The sequence below is a fragment of the Bdellovibrio sp. MYbb2 genome (assembly GCF_056175685.1).
Genome location: NZ_JBJKJI010000001.1, coordinates 461,651 through 481,349 on the forward strand (window position 1 = coordinate 461,651; position 19,699 = coordinate 481,349).

21 protein-coding genes and 1 other RNA gene are annotated in these 19,699 nt (G+C 50.1%); 8 read left to right on the top strand and 14 right to left on the bottom strand.

Annotated elements, in window-relative coordinates; all coding sequences use genetic code 11:
* Positions 1 to 26 precede the first annotated feature (26 nt).
* Complete coding sequence (locus tag AC04MQ_RS02270; RefSeq protein WP_015089385.1) at positions 27 to 1,343, top strand: PAS domain-containing protein; 1,317 nt, start codon at positions 27 to 29, stop codon at positions 1,341 to 1,343.
* Positions 1,344 to 1,385: 42 nt separating this feature from the next.
* Here the strand turns inward: AC04MQ_RS02270 and AC04MQ_RS02275 are convergent, their stop codons facing one another.
* From AC04MQ_RS02275 to AC04MQ_RS02305, 7 genes are read right to left on the bottom strand one after another with little or no spacing between them, the layout of a single operon-like run.
* Positions 1,386 to 2,708, bottom strand: a complete 1,323-nt coding sequence (locus tag AC04MQ_RS02275; RefSeq protein WP_051026249.1) for an aminopeptidase P family protein — start codon at positions 2,706 to 2,708, stop codon at positions 1,386 to 1,388.
* 8 nt (positions 2,709 to 2,716) lie between these two features.
* On the bottom strand, positions 2,717 to 3,718 hold the full coding sequence (locus AC04MQ_RS02280; protein WP_235046213.1) for a patatin-like phospholipase family protein: 1,002 nt from the start codon (positions 3,716 to 3,718) through the stop codon (positions 2,717 to 2,719).
* A complete protein-coding gene (locus tag AC04MQ_RS02285) occupies positions 3,687 to 4,463 on the bottom strand; it encodes a TlyA family RNA methyltransferase (protein ID WP_475390880.1) in 777 nt (258 codons plus the stop codon). The genes AC04MQ_RS02280 and AC04MQ_RS02285 overlap by 32 nt, the downstream gene beginning before the upstream one ends.
* 1 nt (position 4,464) lies before the next feature.
* Positions 4,465 to 5,334 (bottom strand): polyprenyl synthetase family protein, encoded by an 870-nt coding sequence (locus tag AC04MQ_RS02290; protein ID WP_417862808.1) that lies wholly within the window; start codon positions 5,332 to 5,334, stop codon positions 4,465 to 4,467.
* Positions 5,335 to 5,337: 3 nt separating this feature from the next.
* Positions 5,338 to 5,562 (bottom strand): exodeoxyribonuclease VII small subunit, encoded by a 225-nt coding sequence (locus AC04MQ_RS02295; RefSeq protein ID WP_011162803.1) that lies wholly within the window; start codon positions 5,560 to 5,562, stop codon positions 5,338 to 5,340.
* 1 nt (position 5,563) lies between these two features.
* Positions 5,564 to 6,970, bottom strand: a complete 1,407-nt coding sequence (xseA, locus tag AC04MQ_RS02300; protein ID WP_011162802.1) for an exodeoxyribonuclease VII large subunit — start codon at positions 6,968 to 6,970, stop codon at positions 5,564 to 5,566.
* A gap of 56 nt (positions 6,971 to 7,026) precedes the next feature.
* Entirely contained in the window at positions 7,027 to 7,245 is a 219-nt protein-coding gene (locus tag AC04MQ_RS02305; RefSeq protein ID WP_015089377.1) for a hypothetical protein, read from the bottom strand.
* A gap of 80 nt (positions 7,246 to 7,325) precedes the next feature.
* Here AC04MQ_RS02305 and ssrS point away from each other — a divergent pair.
* From ssrS to AC04MQ_RS02320, 3 genes are all read left to right on the top strand, one after another.
* Positions 7,326 to 7,505, top strand: a non-coding RNA gene (ssrS, locus tag AC04MQ_RS02310) — 6S RNA.
* Positions 7,506 to 7,623: 118 nt separating this feature from the next.
* Complete coding sequence (locus AC04MQ_RS02315) at positions 7,624 to 9,594, top strand: hypothetical protein (RefSeq protein ID WP_475390883.1); 1,971 nt, start codon at positions 7,624 to 7,626, stop codon at positions 9,592 to 9,594.
* Positions 9,576 to 10,133 carry a hypothetical protein gene (locus AC04MQ_RS02320; RefSeq protein ID WP_417862812.1) on the top strand — a complete coding sequence of 186 codons (558 nt, stop codon included), beginning with the start codon at positions 9,576 to 9,578 and terminating at the stop codon, positions 10,131 to 10,133. The genes AC04MQ_RS02315 and AC04MQ_RS02320 overlap by 19 nt, the downstream gene beginning before the upstream one ends.
* Here the strand turns inward: AC04MQ_RS02320 and AC04MQ_RS02325 are convergent.
* From AC04MQ_RS02325 to AC04MQ_RS02355, 7 genes are read right to left on the bottom strand one after another with little or no spacing between them, the layout of a single operon-like run.
* Positions 10,104 to 10,769, bottom strand: a complete 666-nt coding sequence (locus tag AC04MQ_RS02325) for a hypothetical protein (RefSeq protein ID WP_417862813.1) — start codon at positions 10,767 to 10,769, stop codon at positions 10,104 to 10,106. The two genes, AC04MQ_RS02320 and AC04MQ_RS02325, sit on opposite strands and share 30 nt — an antisense overlap.
* A gap of 6 nt (positions 10,770 to 10,775) precedes the next feature.
* A complete protein-coding gene (locus AC04MQ_RS02330) occupies positions 10,776 to 11,336 on the bottom strand; it encodes a NifU family protein (RefSeq protein ID WP_011162797.1) in 561 nt (186 codons plus the stop codon).
* Positions 11,333 to 12,562 carry an aminotransferase class V-fold PLP-dependent enzyme gene (locus AC04MQ_RS02335; protein WP_475390886.1) on the bottom strand — a complete coding sequence of 410 codons (1,230 nt, stop codon included), beginning with the start codon at positions 12,560 to 12,562 and terminating at the stop codon, positions 11,333 to 11,335. Before AC04MQ_RS02335 ends, AC04MQ_RS02330 begins: the two co-directional genes overlap by 4 nt.
* Positions 12,563 to 12,567: 5 nt before the next feature.
* Positions 12,568 to 13,827 carry a Fe-S cluster assembly protein SufD gene (gene sufD, locus AC04MQ_RS02340; RefSeq protein WP_475390888.1) on the bottom strand — a complete coding sequence of 420 codons (1,260 nt, stop codon included), beginning with the start codon at positions 13,825 to 13,827 and terminating at the stop codon, positions 12,568 to 12,570.
* A 9-nt stretch (positions 13,828 to 13,836) separates the two neighbouring features.
* The gene (gene sufC, locus AC04MQ_RS02345; RefSeq protein WP_011162794.1) at positions 13,837 to 14,595 is read right to left on the bottom strand and encodes a Fe-S cluster assembly ATPase SufC; all 759 of its coding nucleotides are present in this window, start codon (positions 14,593 to 14,595) and stop codon (positions 13,837 to 13,839) included.
* A gap of 42 nt (positions 14,596 to 14,637) precedes the next feature.
* Positions 14,638 to 16,095: a Fe-S cluster assembly protein SufB gene (sufB, locus tag AC04MQ_RS02350; protein WP_011162793.1), complete on the bottom strand. Its 1,458-nt coding sequence runs from the start codon at positions 16,093 to 16,095 to the stop codon at positions 14,638 to 14,640.
* Positions 16,088 to 16,543 (bottom strand): RrF2 family transcriptional regulator, encoded by a 456-nt coding sequence (locus tag AC04MQ_RS02355; protein WP_011162792.1) that lies wholly within the window; start codon positions 16,541 to 16,543, stop codon positions 16,088 to 16,090. Before AC04MQ_RS02355 ends, sufB begins: the two co-directional genes overlap by 8 nt.
* 196 nt (positions 16,544 to 16,739) lie before the next feature.
* On the opposite strand from AC04MQ_RS02355, the gene AC04MQ_RS02360 reads away from it, so the two are divergent.
* Genes AC04MQ_RS02360 through AC04MQ_RS02375 form a run of 4 tightly spaced genes read left to right on the top strand, consistent with a single transcriptional unit; the run spans position 16,740 to position 19,692 of the window.
* Complete coding sequence (locus AC04MQ_RS02360) at positions 16,740 to 17,606, top strand: type 1 periplasmic-binding domain-containing protein (protein ID WP_374027818.1); 867 nt, start codon at positions 16,740 to 16,742, stop codon at positions 17,604 to 17,606.
* A gap of 60 nt (positions 17,607 to 17,666) precedes the next feature.
* A complete protein-coding gene (gene tolQ, locus AC04MQ_RS02365) occupies positions 17,667 to 18,404 on the top strand; it encodes a protein TolQ (protein WP_038450529.1) in 738 nt (245 codons plus the stop codon).
* A 2-nt stretch (positions 18,405 to 18,406) separates the two neighbouring features.
* Positions 18,407 to 18,823 (top strand): ExbD/TolR family protein, encoded by a 417-nt coding sequence (locus AC04MQ_RS02370; protein ID WP_011162789.1) that lies wholly within the window; start codon positions 18,407 to 18,409, stop codon positions 18,821 to 18,823.
* An 8-nt stretch (positions 18,824 to 18,831) separates the two neighbouring features.
* Positions 18,832 to 19,692 (top strand): TonB family protein, encoded by an 861-nt coding sequence (locus tag AC04MQ_RS02375; RefSeq protein ID WP_427721721.1) that lies wholly within the window; start codon positions 18,832 to 18,834, stop codon positions 19,690 to 19,692.
* The last annotated feature ends 7 nt before the right edge of the window (positions 19,693 to 19,699 follow it).

Consider the following 19,699-nt stretch of genomic DNA (forward strand, 5'->3'; position numbering starts at 1 on the left):
AAGCGGACCTTGCACGAGGTGATGGGATGACATTGGAAGCCGACTTTGCACTGGATGAGCTGTTCTTCTCTAAAACTGATTTTAAGGGGCGAATCGAGTCAGGCAATCAGGTCTTTGTCAGGGTCAGTGAATATTCACAAGATGAAATACTGGGCCGTCCCCACAACATCATTCGCCATCAGGATATGCCCCGCAGTGTTTTCAAACTGTTCTGGAACTATTTGCAATCGAACAAACCCATCGCCGCTTTCGTAAAGAACAAATCCAGAACCGGAAAGTACTACTGGGTCTTTGCCATGGCTTTTCCAATGGCCGATGGGTATTTGTCGATTCGACTGAAACCGACCTCGGTCTTTCTGGGCGAAGTGCAAAAGATCTATACTGAACTGGTTTCCCGCGAAAAGACGGGGCTTAACATGGAACAAAGCGAAGGCCTTTTGCTTTCAGAACTTCACAAGCGGGGCTTTAATAGCTATGACGCTTTTATGACCCGCGCCCTGCTGGAAGAAATGAAGTCCCGTGACCAACTGCTGCTGCACTTTGAAAAGAAAACTTCTTTGACCGTCGATCGATCTGAACGTGTGGGCGAAATGCAGCAGGCCTCGGGCAAATGCACCAAAGCCGCGCGCACTGCGTTTGATCTGGCCGATTCGCTGAACCAACGATTCAGCCGCAACAATCAGGCCCAAAGCATCAGTGATATCTGCCGGGAAGTGCAGATGGTCACGACCAACCTTACCATCTCTGCCGCAAAACTTGGCGAGGCTGGAAAAACCCTCAGTGTGGTTTCCAAGAACCTGGAACGACTGGCGCTGGAAATTGCTGAAAGCTCGCGGGAGTTTGACGAGATCTTTGCCAACTTCAGCATCGCGGCTTCGCGCATGTATTTTTCCATGGCAACGTCACGTCTGCAGATTGAGATGATGAATCACCTGATCGAGGAAACCCAAAGTTCCGATCAGGAGGAATTCCTTTTAAAGAACTGCGATCTTCTGAAAAATCTTATTTCCGCCAACTTTGCCGACGTGGAAGAAACCGCCAAGAAATTGATCAATGAAAACAAATCCCTGAACCGGTCTATCAACATGCTGTCGAAGGTGACCGCTGGTATGGACGTGATTTGTGTCGTGGGGAAAATCGAAATGTCCCGGGTGAAGGAATTTTCCAGCGCCCTGGAATCGTTACTGGGAGACATGGAAAATCTGACCGCCAGCTTTAAGAAAACCCTGCGCTCGATCGAAAACGAGAGCCAATGGGGCCTGGTTCGTTCCAGCGAGCTTAAGAATCATCTTTACGTGATTTCACAAAGTCTTCGCCATGTTGACAACAGCATGATGGCATAAAAAAAGGCCCACCCTGAGGTGAGCCTTTTTGGCATTAAACATTTAAACCTGGCCGACAACCTTTTCGATGTCAGCAATCTCTTTCGGAACAGACGAAGTCATGTTCTCGGAACCCGATGAAGTCACACGCAGGTTGTCCTCGATACGAATGCCGATACCACGGTATTTCTGAGGTGCCGACGCGTCGTCTGCCGGAATATAAAGACCCGGTTCGATCGTGAAGCACATGTTGGCTTCGATCGGACGAGGTTCATTCTTTTTAAAGTACAAACCCGCATCATGCACATCCATACCCAGCCAGTGGCCGATACCGTGCGGATAATACTTTTTCTGCGCCAGCGCCTGAATCAGATCATCCTTGCGACCGGACAACAGACCCAGATCCAGCATCAGATCCGTCAGCAATGACGTGCCCATGTCGTGCAGGTCTTTAAAGAAGATCCCTGGCTTTACATAGTCACAAATCTGCTTTTGAACTTTCAACACACCTTCGTAAACACGCGCCTGCTCGTCCGTGAACTTGCCATTCACCGGATACGTGCGGGTGATATCGCCCGTGTAATAATTAAATTCCGCACCAGCATCAATCAACAGCAAATCACCGTCTTTGCAGACCTGATCGTTGAAGTTGTAGTGCAAAGTTGTCGCGGCATTTCCGGAAGCCACGATATAGTTGTAACCTTCACGGGCAGAGCCTCTCATATAGAAGTTGTGCGCAAGCACCCCTTGCACCTGGCGCTCTGTCACACCCGGGCGGGTGAAACGCATTGCTGCCAAATGGGCTTGAGCGGAAATTTCGCACGCCTCACGCAACTGAGTCAGTTCGTATTCAGATTTCACCAGACGAAGTTCGCCCAGCAAAATATCCGCATCGTGAATCGCCAAAAGACCATTCCCCATGCGACCCTGCAGAGCTTTCACCGTTTGCAGAATGTCCTGCATCTTGTGATCCATCTCCTGGTTTTTGTACTGACTGTAATAAACACGATCCACTTCTTTCAGAAGCTGAGGCGCCACTTTGGTCAGTTCATCAAACGGATAGGCTTTGTCGATTTTAAATTCGCGCTCGCAGCCTTCCGGTCCATAGCGGAAACCATCCCAGGTTTCTCTTTCCACGTCACGACGGCGCACGAACATCACGGTTTCTGGAGTCAAACCCGGACGATGAATCAAAACGGATTCAGGCTCTTCCCAGCCAGTCAGATAAAACAGATTGGAATCCTGACGGTACGGAAAATGACAGTCATGATTGCGGATGTATTCCGGATGAGAAGCCACTACCAAGGCGCTACCTGGGATTTGCTCCCCGGCTTTTTTTCTTCTCTCGGAAAAGATGTTCATATCATAGATGGGTTTTCTGCTCATAAATTCTCCTAAAGTCCCCACTTGCGGGTAAGACCCTTCAACTGACGGGCGGCAGAGTCTGCGCCCTTGTTCATGATCTCACGACGCTTGTCGAAATCCATAATACCATAGCTGGATGTATCAAGCGAGATGACAGTGTCAACTCCTGGCAAAGGCTTATTATACAGTCCCGCAATTTCACTCCATAAGACGTTGTCAGTAGCGCTGGACTCCAGCGTGAAGGGCTTGGAGCCCCCCGGGGCCTGCAGCACATTGACCATCACGATATAGTTGGCGCCTTTTTGGCGCAGGTAATTCGCCAAAGCCGTGATATCGCGAACCCCCGCCACACTGTTCTGATAAGGCTTAAAGAACGGCGGATACGCCATGCACGAGTACATCAACTGATCGATGCCACCGCGGTTCATCAGGTAAACCTGATTCTTCTTCAAGTTGTATGACGGACAGGCAAACGGGACTTTAAAGTCTTCCACTTTGGCGCGGTTGAATGCCACACCGACAAAGTCCTTCAGCACCGTCACTTCGTTATTTTTGTTCACGCCGCCCAGAAGGGATTTTTTCAGAACTTCTTCATCCTTCAGCTTGAACATCTGCCACTCTACATCGTTGGCCAGTTCTTTGTTGGCGTAAAGAGCCGCCATCGGAGCTGCAAATTCAACCCCGCCGATAGCGTAAACTGGAACTTTCGCTCTTTGCAGTTCATGCAAGAAACCAATGTGCGCGTAGGTCTTGGCCCCGCCCCCACCCAGGATCACACCGATCTTGGGCATCGTCGGAATCACCGGCGCCGGAGGAGGTGGTGGCGTTTCAGCCACGTCTTCTTCATCTGATTCCATCGGTGGCGGAGTGCCGACATTTTCCGGCGGACGCGGTTGAGTCACACCCGGACGACCCGGAGTTGGTTGCGGAGTTTTGCGAATGTCTTCCCGGGTTCTTAAGTTTTGACAACTTGCCAGAAACAGGAACAAGACAATCCAACTAGATTTTTTTGGCAAAAACGAAGAACTCATTATTTCCGTCCTTTCCCTGAATCGGAGATGGGAAGTAGTCGAGAACCTTAAATCCATTTTGCGAACAAAGTTCCTTTATTCGCGTCTCGACTTCTTTGTACAGTGAAACATCTTTGACTATACCCCCCTTGGCAAGGCCGTCAACGCCGACCTCGAATTGGGGCTTCACCAGACTTAAAAGACAGCCTTCAGTCTTAAGAAAATGCGCCAATTCCGGCACAATCAAAGAGATCGAAATAAAAGAAACGTCCATGACGACCAGATCAAACTTTTCCTTTGGGGTCGCCTGATTGACCGCTTCTTCACGGGAAAGATTTCGGGCATTGATACCCTCAATCACTGTCAGTCGCGGATTGGTAAGAAGGCTGCTGTGAACCTGGCCGTGGCCCACGTCCACACCCAGCACCTGGGCAGCGCCCTTTTGCAGAAGGCAATCGGTAAAGCCCCCTGTGGAAATACCCACGTCGAGAACTTTCAGGCCTTGCACGGAAACCCCGGCTTGCGCCAAAGCGCCTTCCAGCTTCAAGCCCCCGCGGGACACAAAACGATTTGCCGGACCGGCTTCAACTTCAATTTTTCCACGGTGGGAGTCCAAAACGGCAAAGCTTGCCTTTTTCAGAATACGCTTTTGCGAATTTTCAAAAAGAAAAACCTGACCGGCCTCGATCAGTTCCTGAGCATGAGTGCGCGACTGCGCCAGACCCTTTTCGACAAGATAAAGATCCAAACGCAGTTTATCGCTCATATTACACCTGACGGTTTTGATTAAAGCTGATCAGATACTCCAAAAGCGGAGCATCGGCAGAAACCTTGTGCAATTCCGCCAAAGTCGAAGCACTGACATCCTTCAAATAGGTCTTTGTGCCCTCAAGACCCAGGATACCAGTGAAGCTGCGAAGATCCTGACCTTTTTCGCCGTGATCCAGAACATCATCGGCCACTTGGAAAGCAAGGCCCAGGCCTTCGCCGAATTTTTTAAGACTTTCAATTTCAGTCGGCTTCGCCCCGGCAATCACAGCCGCACCCTCAACCGCCACACGAATCAACGCACCGGTTTTAAGACGATGCAGATGGGTTAGTTCTTCCAGTGACATTTGTTTGTCACCAGCACGCAGGTCAATTGCCTGACCGCCGACCATGCCTCGAATTCCTGCCGCCGAAGACAACAGGCGTGTTAACTGACCTACCAGGAAACTGTTGTCCCCATAATTTTCCGCAATCAGCATGAAAGCTTCAGTCAAAAGAGCGTCCCCGGCCAGCAGGGCAAAGTCTTCGCCGAACACTTTGTGATTGGTGGGTTTCCCACGGCGCATGTCATCGTTATCCATGCACGGCAGATCATCATGAATCAAAGAATACGTATGAATCATTTCCACGGCAGCGGCGAAAGGCAAGATGCGCTCTTTACCGGCACCAAACAACTCACCGACCAGCAAAGACAGAACCGGACGGAAACGTTTTCCGCCATTGGTGGCGGAATAAAGCATGGACTTTCGCAACTCAGAAATGGCGCTGCCTGCTGGCAGCTCCATATCAGACAGATATTTTTCCACAAACTGGTTCACAGCCTGGGTGCGCGCGGCGATTTCCTGATCAATCTGAATTGCGAGATCCAAGGTTTAGTTCTCCTCTGAAGTGAAATCAGTGGTCACCGGCTGGCCGTCAGCTCCCACAGACATCAACAGTTTCACTTTGGATTCAGCTTCATTCAGACGCTGATGGCATTCGCGGGAAAGCTTCACACCTTCCTCGAACAGCTTCAAAGACTCTTCCAAAGCCAGATCGCCTTTTTCCATCTTTTGCACGATCTCTTCAAGACGGCCTAGTTTCTTCTCAAAATCCATTCTATTCCTCCTTCACGCCATCCACGATGGCGGTCACTGAGCCCTGAGCCAGGCGGATATCCAAAAGGTCTCCCTTTTTCACCTGACTCGCAGATTTAATAACTTCAGAATTTTTGGTCACGATTGAATAGCCACGCTCAACCACCTTCAGGGGACTGAGACTATCCAACATAGCCATGACCTTGCCCATGCGGGCCTTTTTTCTTTCAATCGAAAAATGCAGCGCTTTTTCAGAGCGTGCCTTCAGATATTCCAGATCCTTTTTCTTTTCATCAATCAGATCCTGGGGGCTTCCCAGTTTCTGACTCATCAGCTCCACCCGGTGGCGACGCTCCGCCAGACGGCGGTTGATCGCGAACTCCAGACGGTTCAAAAGATCATCGTTGCGAAGCTCCAGATCCTGCAAGCGGCGCTTCGGATCCACCAGTCGTTTGGAAAGACCCAGCATCTTTTCACGCAGGAACTTCATCTTCTTTTCAAAAGTCAGATGCAGCATGCGCTCCAGCGACACAACCTTGTTGGCCAGTTCGCCCGAGCTTTTCGCCACAAGTTCTGCCGCAGCCGAAGGTGTCGGCGCACGCAAGTCCGCCACAAAGTCAGCGATAGTAAAATCAATTTCATGTCCCACGGCAGAAATCACCGGGACCGGGCTTGCCGCAATCAAACGCGCAAGCCGTTCATCATTGAAACACCACATGTCTTCAATGGATCCACCACCGCGCCCGACAATCACCACATCCACACCCGGAAGGGCGGTGGCTTTTTTAAAGGCCTCGCAAATTTGTGGAGCTGCCGCCTCACCCTGCACGATGGTTGGAACCACCGTCACCTGGATGGCTTTGGCGCGACGGGAAAGAACGTTCAAAATATCACGAATCGCCGCTCCGGTCGGAGACGTCACGATCGCAATATGTCTTGGGAAAGTCGGAATCGGTTTTTTGCGGGCTGATTCAAACAAACCCTCAGCCTTCAATTTCATTTTTAGTTGCTCGAAAGCTTTTTGCAAAGCTCCGGCACCGACGGGTTCCATCATCTCGCACATCAGCTGATAGTTACCACGCGGCTCATACACCGTGATGCGGCCGCGAACGATGACTTCCATCCCATCGGTAGGTTTGAATTTCAAACGGGCGTTGTTACCACGGAACATCACGGCCGTGATCTGGGAACGGGAATCTTTCAGGCTGAAATAAAAGTGACCGGAGGTGTGAGCCTTGAAGTTTGAAATTTCACCCTTCACCCACACCTGCCCGATCTGACCCTCCAGCAACTGCTTCACATAGATATTAAGCTGCTCGACGGAAAGCACGGAAGGTTCGTTGTTCTTCGTCAATAGGTCCGCAGCTCCAAGACTGGCTTGGGCTGAAACATCTGTTTTGCGAAGAGGCTGATTAGGAGAGTCCGACATGGGAGCAGAGGCTAATGCTCCCTCGGGGTGGAGTCAATACATTGAGAGTCAACGACCTATAGACTGGAGTGCCAAACGTTCTGAACGGACCACAATCCGCCCACGAAAAAACACACCCAACCCAGGGATTTGTGTTTGGCCAAATTGGCATAGGCCTGACCCATGCGCTCCTGCCCGATGCGCGCCAGGACAGGGTTCTCCAACACAACAACCATCAGGAGTCCATAGAAAAAAACCACGAAGGGAAAAATAAAATCGAGCTTTTCTGGTGTCATAAGCAATTTATCGGAGCTTTACCGGAAAGTAAGAGTCCGGTTCGATTGACGATATAAAAAGACATGATAGAATGGTTTACAGAAGGGTTCGACGGCGTAAATCTCTATCGAAAATAAACCTTACAAGCATATTTTTGGGGACTGTCCCTGACAATGGTGAGCAAGCTCAGCTCGTACTGAGAAGCCTAAAGTTGTTATCATGGTTACCCACCTTAGCTAAAACAGGTTTACTTTTTCAGAGTGGTCTTCGAGCCTTTTTTTATTTGTCTCAAGCCGAGACAGTCCTGCAAAAAACTTCGTCATTTCCTCAATAATTTCGATTAAGAAATAGGGCTTTCCCGCGTTCAGCCCACCCCCCGTAAGTCCGATAAGTTCTACATGACTTTGAACCGGATGATGGCTGGTTTTATCAGCGCGTGGACTCTTATTCTGACAGCTTGTGGTGGTGGCGGCCTTGAAGGCGGCGACTATTCATCCAATGCCCCGGCCTCCCCTGAACCGACCTATTACGGCAAGCCCACCGACATGGATGCCTCCCAATCCGTGACCGTCACACTGCCGGCGAAGTTCCTTTATCGCGGTTTAAGCTTCACTCCAGGCAGCTCTACCAACGGACTGACCTCCGTGGTTTCTGCGGCCAATGCCATTCCGATCGCCTTTGCTGAATTCCATATCTATGATGCTTCCGGCACCCGCATCCAGCAGGGCGAAACTACCACCCAAGGGATAGCGTCATTCAGAATTCCAAAGACGGCCGGCACCTACACATTCAAAGTGTTCTCGCGCGCCTACAATGACTATTTGAAAGTGAGCGTCTTGGCTGACATTTATGCCAATACTCCTCACTATGCTGAAAAGTCCTTCACTATCACGGCTGGCGATATCACTGCCGGAACGAAGGATCTGACATCGACCCCGGTTTATGCCGAGGCCAACGAAAGCATTTCTTCCCGTGTTGAAGGCGGCGCCTTTAACATCATGTATGACATCCTGTTGGCGAATGAATACATCCGCAGAAATATCGGTAAGAACAACGGTGGCACCCCGTCCACAGACACCAACGCCTGGTGGGTGGCTGACAAAGTGACCGTATTCTGGAAAGCCGGATTTAATCCTTACTCTTATTTTGGCTCAAATTCCCCACTGTCATTTTATTCGCCGGGAGAGCGCAAATTATATATTTTAGGCGGCGTGAATGGTGATGTGAAGTCTTCGGACACGGACCACTTTGATGATTCAGTGATCCTGCACGAGTACGGTCATTTCCTTGAAGACGTCTATGGGAACTCCGGGTCTCCAGGGGGATCTCATACCGGGAACTTTGTCATTGATGCCAGACTTTCCTGGAGCGAAGGCTGGGCCAACTATTTCCAGGCGGCCGTACTGAGCGGTGCAGATGCCGCTTTCAACAGTGCCGATGAAAGTCGTGCACCGACAGATCCTCGGTATCATTATTACGTGGACACCTACGGCTATCGCGCTTCCGGCAACACGGCTGGGGTCAGCATTTCCTTCAACCTTTGGCAGGACGGAACGGCCGCCAGCTATGACAATACGTCAGCGGACCTTGCAGGCACAGGAACCTTCCGTGAAGTTTCTGTGTCACGCGCTTTGTATAAAGCCACCCGCAAGGATGATGCACAGTATGAAGCCACCAAATACGGCGGCGGCGTCACCTTCACCAATATTTGGAAAACATTCGCTGGCGAAGACACTTCAGGCCACAAGAAATCCAATCCAATCACGACAAGCCTTGTGAACACTACGACCTATCCGGTGCCAAGCGTGGGACTGTTTAACAATCTGCTCTCCCGCAATATCGGCGGCGCCAACGCAAAGTGGGATGCGATTCTGACGGAAGAAAAGCAGACCAAGACCACCAAGGACTATGCCTTCTATCTGGGCGCAACCGGCGGAGCCTGTTCAGGTACGACCGAGTTCACCGTCGGAAAAGAAGAACAGCTGATGACAGCCCGGGACAGCGTCAAGCGCTCGGACCAGCAGGTGAACAACGACTTCTATCTTTACTATCACGATGGAACTTCCACGACCCTGGGGTTGAGTTACACCAGTACCAAACTGGATTTGGACCTTGTCTTGTACAAGAAAGACTACGTCTACTTTGAAGATACTTACTGGAAAGCCGGATATTCATCAGATTACATCGTAAAACAAAGTCGCAATGTGGCCACCACTTCGGAGAGTATCTCCCTAAGTGGAGTGCCGGCAGGATACTACATCCTTAACGTTAAGATTAATGCCTATAACAAAACAGCATCGCAGATGAACACCAATGCGACCTACAGCTTAACCAAAGGGGGGGCCGCCATATGTGGAACCGAAAGATAACCATCACCGCAGTTCTCTCCCTGGCAGTTGGCGTTTCCGTTTTCTCATTCGCGGGGAAATCGGAAAACCGCACACCCGCCTCCACTGGCAAGTCCACGTGGCGACCGGCTCCTGTTGGCAAGCATCTGGCTCTTTTCCATGTTGAACTAAAATCCGAGGACGAAATCCCTGAATCCGGCAGCGACGAAGTGAACCTTGTCGGCCGCGTTCTGGTGAATCAGACCCTGCAAGGGGATCTGGCATACACCTGGTCCCTGCCGGAAGGCGTGAGCGTTGTTGACGGCATCACCTCTGACACTTTGTCCGGCGTTAAAATCGGCCAGGTGGTTGAACTAAAAATCACAGTGACGGGATTCTCGAAAGAAAAACAGAAAGCCATCTCTTTGGCGGTGAAAGCTTTGGCTCAGGAAGAAGTTCTGGGCAATTCAGCGGTGATTGTCAGCCGCAACGAAGACACCATGGAAGCCACAGCGCTTGATATGAAAAGATCCGCAGAAGAACAACTGGGATCAGAGACAGTCCACCGTCGTCGTAAATAGAAACCCACGAATCTCTCCGTTGCGACGGAGAGAGCTCGCATAACGAGGCTCCACTTCAAAGCGCCGCAGGCCCTCTGAACACAGTTCCCACAATTGATGCTTTCCCACCTGAAACCTCATGGTTCCCGGGACCTTGCCACTGAGCAGATCCAAGGCCGCCGCAAAGAGGTTCCGGGTCACCGCCTCGTCACGCCCGTAAAGCTTCCACCACTCAAGGGTATAAAGCTCTTCCAGAGTGTAGGTTGAAACCTCAAAGAAGCGCAGGTTGCGGAAGATTTGCAGATTGTCGCTGGTATAGATCTCGACGATATTCGACATTTCAAGCTTGTCGAAGAAGTCCGAAGAAGGCACAAGACCCCACCGGCGCAGCGCTTTCCAGCAAAAGCGCGGAGAGTCTTTCAGTGAGTAACTTTCAGCCTGAACTTCCTGGCAGATCTCCACATAATCTTTCAGAGTTTGCAGAGCCAGGTCTTTTTGCTCATCTGCGAGCCGACAGAAGTGCTGCAGAGAGGGGTCACGGTAGGGTTTGACGGACAAACCCTCTTTTTGCAGAACCAGCGAGAGGCGCTCACACAGCAGACGAAATCTTTCAACCTTGTCCGGAGTTTGCTTCTGAGCACCTTGCGCTGACTGCATTCATCCTCACATCGGGATAACTTCAATTGTTGGATTGAATTGATCCCGCAAAATTCCCTCGATGGCCATCAGTGTACCTGAAGTGGCACTCGGGCAGGTTCCACAAGCTCCCTGATAGAAGACATATAGCTTGTTGTCTTCATATTTCACCACATCCAAGTCCCCGCCGTCACCTTGCAAACCGGGACGGACCGTTTGGTCCAGAATCTCTTCGATCTGCTGGACCTCCGGAGGCAGGCTGGCACGGCGAAGTTTCTTTTCATCCATCTGAGTCACTGCCGGGTTGTGCGCCGGCATGCGGGTCTGAATCACCGAACAAACGTTGCGTTGAATCTCTTCCGGATCCGCATCAAAGTTGTGCGTGATCGTAATCACGTTCTGGAAGAAGTGAACCTGACGAACGCCCTCCACCTGGAACAAGGAAGACGCCAGAATGCTCTGCTCAGCTTCCTTGGCATCAGCATAGGTCGCCTTGCCGTCATTCAATACAGCGCGATCCAAAACGAATTTCCACGCATTGGGGTTTGGAGTTGCCTGAATACGAATCAGTACATCTTGGGTGCTCATAACAACATCTCCCGGGCCTTCACCACGGCTTTAACCATAGAATCAATATCTTCACGATTATTATACACTGAAAGGGACGCTCTGACTGTGCCTGGAACTCCCAAACGCGCCATCAGGGGTTGCGTACAATGGTGTCCTGCTCTGACTGCCACACCTTCTTGGTCCAGAATCTGACCAATGTCAGAGTGGTGAGCCCCTTTCAGATTAAAGGACAAAATCGCCCCTTTATTCTGAGAGGTTCCGTAGATTTTTACATCCGGGATCTCCAGAAGCCTGCCAGTTGCGTAGTTCAAAAGATCCATCTCATATTTATGAATCTTATCCAGACCGATGTTCTCAACGAACGTCAGTGCCGCATGCAATCCCACGGCGCCTTCCACGTGCGGAGTTCCGGCCTCAAAGCGCGTCGGCACATCATTGAACGTGGTTTTTTCGATCGTCACCTTGGAAATCATACTACCGCCACCCTGATAAGGGGGCATCTGATCCAGAATCTCTTTTTTTCCGTACACAGCCCCAAACCCAAACGGGCCGAAAAGCTTGTGTGCAGAAAACACAAAGAAGTCGCAATCAATATCAGAAACATTCACCGGCAACTGAGACACGATCTGCGCCCCATCCACCAGAACCTTCGCACCCACTTCATGAGCAAGCTTGGTCAAAAGCTTCATGTCTGTGTTCGTGCCCAGAACATTCGAAGAAGCGGTGAAAGCCACCATCTTCGTGCGAGAGTTCAATTTCTTTTTGAAGTCTTCAAGATCCAGCTCGCCATTGTCCAGAATATCCGCGGCCACGACTTTGGCGCCGACTTTTTCTGCGACCATCTGCCACGGCACGATGTTTCCGTGATGCTCCATCACGGTGATCAGGATCTCATCCCCGGCCTTCAAGTTGGAAAGGCCCCAGGAATTTGCCACCAGGTTCACGCCCTCGGTGGTGCCACGAACAAAGATGATTTCCTCGGACTGACGGGCACCCAGGAATTCGGCCACCTTCTGGCGGGCCGCTTCGAAATGTCCGGTCGCCACGTCACCCAGATAGTGTGCGCCACGATGAACATTGGAAGTTTCATAAGAATAAAAATGCGCAATACGGTCGACCACCGACTGCGGCTTCAAAGTTGTCGCACCACTGTCCAGATAAACCAGGTTCTTGCCATGAACTTTCTGAGTCAAAGCCGGAAACTGGGATCTTACAGAGGCAAATATGTCGTCTAGATTACTCATATCACTTACCGATTCAGGGCAAGGCTGCTGAACGCCTCGTCCAGATGGCGAGACAACCATTTCTGGATGTTCTCGTCGGAAATTTTGTAAATCACTTCAGAAAGATACCCGTAGCTCAGCATCGGGATGGCTTTCTCTTTCGGAATGGCGCGGGACTGCAGATAGAACAGCTCTTCACGGTTCAACTGACCCACTGTGGATCCGTGCGCCGCTTTCACATCGTCAGCATAAATCTGCAGACAAGGTTTGCTGTCGGCTTCCGCTTTGCCGCTCAAAAGAAGATTATTATTCAACTGGGCCGAGTTGGCTTTCTGCGCACCCTTTTCGATGCGAACAGTTCCGCAGAACACGGCACGGGACTCCCCGTCCAGAATACCTTTATAAAGCTGATTGGTATTGCACTCGCCAACCTTATGGTTGATCAAGGAAGTGTTGTCCACGTGCTGATTGCCACGAACCGCGTACACACCCAGAATTTCCGTATTGGAACCAGGGCCGTTCAAAATCACATCCAAAGAATGACGGGACAGTCTGGCGCCCGTTGCAAAAGCCAGGCTTTCCACGTTGGCGTCTTTTTCAACCACCAGACGCGTGCGACCGATATTCACCGCACTTTCGCTTTCAGCCTGAACACGCACGTACACAAGCTTGGCACTTTCGCCAACATGCACATCACTGACAGAGTTTGCAAAGTAAGTGGTGCCAGCTTTGCCGTAATGGCTTTCCAGCACACGCACGGAAGAACGCGCGCCCACGTCAAGACTCAGGCGAGGATTTACCATCAGTGATGGGCCCCCTTCCGCAGACGTGAAGAAGACGAAATTCACAGGTTTTTCCACAGACGTTTCTTTGGCAACAGTCACCACAAACGGTTTTGCCATATAGGCGCCGTTCAAGGCATCAAAGGTGTCATCAAATTGTGCCGGATACTGGGAAAGTTCTTTTAGCCTCACACCCGCTGGCAAATCTGCCGACAGGGTCTTATTCAATACACCGTTAAAGAAAACGATGTTGGCAAATTCCGGATTCAGATTCTTTTTGATCTCTACCAGAGTTTCGTGGCTGGGCTCTACCGGATTCACTGCGCTTGGCAGGAACGTGCCTTCGTTCAAAGTCTTCACGCTGGTATAATGCCAGTCTTCATCCTTGCGGGTCGGAAGACCTTTATTCAGAGCATAGTCATACCCGGCCTTGCGGAAAGCGGACAATGCGCCTTCTGCAGGGTTGGATTGACTGAATTTTTCATAGCTCGTTAACAGGTTCATAGTCACTTCCTATACCGTCAGCCAGTCGTAGCCTTTTTCTTCCAGCTTCAGCGCCAAAGAGCTGTCGCCAGTCTCGATGATTTTGCCGTTCGCCAAAACGTGAACGAAGTCCGGTTTGATATAATCCAACAGACGCTGATAGTGAGTGACCAGAATGATCGCGTTGTCTTTACGGCGAAGTTTATTCACCCCTTCAGAAACAACACGCAAAGCATCGATGTCCAGACCGGAATCTGTTTCATCCAAAAGCGCCAGACGCGGCGACAAAACCGCCATCTGCAGAATTTCATTTTTCTTTTTCTCACCACCAGAAAAACCTGTGTTCACCGGGCGATCCAGGTATTCAGGCTTCATGCTGACCAGTTTCATTTTCTGATAAAGGAATTCACGGAACTCACCTTCCGGCATTGGTTCAGAACCCTGGTGCTGCAATACAGAGTTGAAAGCCGTGTGCAGGAACGTGAAATTGGAAACACCCGGAACTTCAATCGGATACTGGAATGCCAGGAAGATGCCTTCTTTGGCTCTTTCATCCGGCTCAAGATCCAACAAGTTGGTCATGTTGAAGTTCACTTCGTATTTCACTTCACCGGAAGTGACTTCATACGCCGGGTGACCGGCAAGCACTTTGGAAAGTGTGGATTTACCGGAACCGTTCGGGCCCATGATGGCATGAACTTCACCCGGTTTCACTGTCAGGTTCAGACCTTTCAGGATTTCTTTTTCTTCAACTCTTGCATGTAGGTTTTTGATCTCTAGTAAATTCATATTTCACCTTTATTGAGCTGCTTCAGCTACGCTCTGCCGGCCCTAGCCGACACTATTTTCAAGTTTCATTTCGATCAGTTTTACGGCTTCGACAGAGAATTCTAGAGGAAGCTCTTTAAAGACCTCTTTACAGAAGCCGTTCACCAGCATCGAAATTGTTTTTTCCATATCCAGACCGCGGGACTGCAAATAGAAGATCTGATCTTCACTGATACGTGAAGTCGTCGCTTCGTGCTCAATCGTCGCAGTTTTGTTTTTCACTTCAATATAAGGATAAGTGTGCGCACTGCTTTGATCGCCCACCAGCATGGAATCACACTGGGAGTAATTGCGCGCATTTTCCGCCGAAGGCAGAATTTTCACCTGACCACGGTAAGCATTAGAAGACTTGTCCGTGGAAATACCTTTGGAGATGATCGTGCTCTTGGTGTTTTTACCAATATGAATCATCTTCGTGCCGGTATCCGCCTGCATCAGATCGTGAGTCAAAGCCACAGAGTAGAACGCCCCTTCAGAGCCTTCACCCTGCAAAATGCAGGAAGGATATTTCCAAGTGATCGCAGAACCGGATTCCACTTGGGTCCAGGAGATCTTGGAATACTTCCCAAGAGCTTTTCCACGCTTGGTCACAAAGTTATAGATACCACCACGGCCTTCTTTATCGCCTGTGTACCAGTTTTGAACTGTGGAATACTTGATCTCGGCATTATCCAAAGCCACAAGTTCAACCACTGCGGCGTGCAGCTGGTTTTCATCACGTTGAGGCGCCGTACAGCCCTCAAGGTAATTCACGTAACCGCCTTCATCACACACCAGCAAAGTTCTTTCAAACTGACCGGTGTCTTTGGCGTTGATACGGAAGTAAGTGGAAAGATCAATCGGACAACGAACGCCTTTCGGGATGTAACAGAAAGATCCGTCAGTGAAGACCGCCGCATTCAAAGCGGCATAATAGTTGTCCGTGTGAGGCACAACAGAGCCCAGGTACTTTTTCACCAGATCCGGATGTTTGTGAATCGCCTCAGAAATAGAACAGAAGATCACACCGGCTTTATCCAGCACTTCGGTGTGAGTCGTGCCCACAGACACAGAGTCAAACACCACATCCACGGCAATACCGGAGATGCGCTTTTGTTCGGTCAGCGGAATACCCAGCTTCTCAAATGTCTTGATCAGCTCCGGATCCAGATCATCCAGAGATTTTGGTTTGTCAGCTTCGTCCGTCGCTTTTTTCGGCGCGGAATAATAGCGGATCGCCTGGAAGTCGATCTTCGGATAAGACACGTGCGCCCATTCAGGCTCCACCATCGTCAGCCAGTGACGGAACGCCTTCAAGCGGTATTCAAGCATCCACTCTGGCTCGTTCTTTTTCGCAGAGATCAAACGAATGATGTCTTCGTTCAGACCCAGCTGAACCTGATCTGTTTCAATGTCGGTGGTGAAACCGTATTTGTATTCGTAACTTTCCAGCGGATTGCTGGAGGATTTGTTATTATCCATGGGCCACCGCCTCAGAGGATTTTTTCGCTGGCATTGCCATTCTTTCCACCAATAGTTCTTTCAGGCTCAGGCTTTTGTAGAAGTCTGTAAGTCTGTCGTTCAAAGCTGTGATCGGAGACACGATGTTGCAGGTGCCTTGAATTTCACAAGGCGCTTCCTTGTGCAGGCATTTCACCAACGCAGTTGGTCCTTCAATCACCTCAACAAGGTCGTGTATGGAAACCTTCGCAAGGTCTTTAGTGATTTGATATCCGCCATTGGCTCCGTATTCGGCGCGCAAAATCCCACCCTTTTGGGCCATCTGCTGCATCACACGAGCAGTCGCATCAAAAGGTGTGTGGAATGAATCCGACACTTCTTTGGCGGTTGTGAGCTCCCCGGGGATCTTTTGACTCATGTATTTCAGAGCCATCAGAGCGTATTCAAGCTTGCGATTGATTTTATTCATGTAAGGTTCCCTTCACCGGCGCCCTCAGAGGGTCCTCTGCGGACACGGCGTCGCCTTCTATCTAATAGAAAGCCAATTGAAAAACAAGGCGAAATACGCCTAATTTTAACGTATTTAAGGTTATGACAGGAATCTTTCCTTCTGTTTTGAAAAAATGTGCTGATTTCAAAGTCTTAGGATGCTATACGAAGGTCCTATGAGAATCCTTTTCATTACCGCTGTCAGCTTCCTTATCCTTGGTATTTTACTGCTTATGGCCCGTATATGGGGCTTGGGGCAATCCTTCCCGGTCTACGAACACGCCTTCTTTTCTGGCCCCGCTCCGATCGTGATCGTCAAAGCCGACACCCTGGAGAAGGTTCAAGAGACCCTGAAACTCAAACCCGATGCGGTGATCTGGGCGGATGTGCGCATTTCCCAGGACAAAGTGCCGTTCATTTTGCCAGCCAACCGCGACCGTGAATTCATCGATATGAAGATGGCCGAACAAAAAGCCAATCCGACGGCCAAGATCATGACCGGTGGAAAACTGTCGGAATATCCGTGGGAGCAGATCAACGAGTTCTATAAGACCACGCCGGCACTGAAAGAATACTACGAACAGTTCCCGGAAACGCGCTTTGTCCTGAATGTCGTGGATAACGTGCACGACGTGCATTCCACAGTGGTCAACACCATTGACGCTTTCAAACCCAACAAACGCACGCTGATTCAAAGCGACGCTTTGATCGTGATGACAACCATCAAAGAGCTGAAACCAGAATGGGTGTACGGCACCAGCCATCCGGATATTATGAGATTGCTCAGCTTTGATTCGTTGTGGATTCTGCCATCGACTCAATTTAAGGGGGATGTGTTCATCGCTCCATTTACATTGATGAAGCGTCCGGCGTTCAACGACGAGATCATCACAGAGATGCGTCGTCGCAACAAAAGAATCTTCCTGGGTCCTATCGAGAATGAAGCTCAGCTTGCTGATGCAACTCGCTATAAGGCAGAAGGCCTTATCACGACGAATTTGCCAGAATTGCTCCGTCTTCTAAACCAAGGTCCTGCTCAATAGGTTGATCCAAAATGCATTTGGGCATATCTTTTTAAGACGTACCTTAACGGAGGTCTAGATATGTCCCCTATTTTTGTCAACGCGGCCCAAGCTGCACCCTCTGTATCAGTGAACACCAGCTCCATTGATGCTATCGCTCAAGCAAGTCCCATTGTTCAGCTGACTTTGTTGATGCTGATTGTGATGTCCGTTTTCTGCTGGGCCATTGGTTACTCCAAATATGTCACTTTCAAAAACATGAAACAGTCCGATGAACTGTTCTTGTCCAAATTCTGGAAGGTAAATTCTTTAGACACGTTGTTTGAAGACATCGACCAATATAAAGACTCCTCTGTCGCCCGCGTGTTTAAAGCCGTGTACCTGGAGATGAAAAAGATCTCTGAATCCCCGCTGCTTTCCAAAACCGAAGGCGATAAACCGATCCTTTCCGGCATCGACAATCTGGAGCGCGTTTTGAACAAAGCCACTGAAAGCGAAATTTCCAAACTGGAATCCCGCCTGACAGTCCTGGCAACAACCGGCTCCACCGGTCCTTTCATCGGTCTTTTCGGTACCGTTTGGGGGATCATGGGTTCCTTCCACAAGATTGGTCAGACCGGAACAGCCAGCTTGGCGGTTGTAGCGCCGGGTATCTCGGAAGCCCTGATTGCCACCGCAATCGGTCTGGCAACAGCGATTCCAGCGGTTGTTTTGTACAACAACTTTATCTCTAAAATTCGCAAACAGGAGATCGCTCTGAACAACTTCGGCGCCGACTTCCTGAACATCGTTAAACGTAACTTCTTCCAAGGAAATTAATCATGGGAATGAGTGGCGGCGGCGGAAAAAGCCGGGCGACATTAAGCGAAATCAACATCACGCCTTTGGTGGACGTGATGCTGGTATTGCTGATCATGTTCATGGTGACGACTCCTTTGATGCAGCAGGGGATTGAAGTGGATCTGCCCAAGACCTCTTCGTCCGGTGTTGAAGTCAATGAAGAGCCTTTTGTACTGGTGATCAATTCAGATCAAAGAATGACCATCGCCAAACAAAAGATCGCCATGAACGAACTGCGCCCGAAACTGAAAGCGATCTTCGAAAATAAAAAGAACAAACAGGTGTACATTCAGGCAGACCGCAAAGTGGACTATGGCTTCGTCGCGGAAGCTATGGCCGAAGTGCGTGCCGCTGGCATCTTTAACATCGGCTTGATCACACAGCCGAAAGATCAATGACCTGACCAGTGAACTATTTAGAGGAAAAAGATCAGCAGAATGATGAGCAAGTAACCCGCGGCATAGGGATCTCCTTTGCCCTGCACGCGCTTATTATCTCGATCTTTACTTTAAAGACGGTCTTTTTTGATCCGGAACCGATTGATTTCTCGCAAGCCGTGCGTGTGGATATGGTGGGCCTGCCAGACAAGGTGGAACCCAAGGATCTGGCGCCTCCGGCAAAAGAAAATCCCAAACCGGCCCTTCCTGAAAAAGAAGTCGCCAAGGAACCCGTAAAAGAAAAACCACCTGAAAAGGCCCCGGAAAAAGTGGTGGAAAAGAAAACCCCACCAAAACCAGAACCTGTGAAACTTCCTCCGGCGAAAGCCAAGGAAGAGGGCATCAATCTGGAAAAAGTGAAATCCCAGCAGCAAAACGCTTTGGACAAACTCAAAGCCATGGCTGCATTGGAAAAAATCAAAGAGGACGTGGCGGAAGATAAGAAAAAAGCCGCGGCCGCTGCCGGAACCGGCAAAGCCGCCACCGGAAGTGCGCCGGTAAGAGGAAACGTCCTGTCGCCTGGCACATCTTTGACGGGAATTGCCAAGCTTCAGAACGACAACTACATTTCCGATCTGGATCGTCACATCAAACAAAATTGGACAATCCCGGAATGGCTGGCGAAGCGAGATTACAAAGCGCAGGTGCGCGTGTTCGTGGATTCGCGCGGCAATATTCTGGGCAGAAAAATTGTTAAATCCAGTGGCAATCCCAGCTACGATGAAGAAGTATTAGCAACCATTGACCGTTCGGCACCATTCCCGGCTCCGCCGGAAAAACTGATTGCCGTATTCTCTGTGGACGGAATCCTGATCGGATTCCCGGAATAACTAGGAG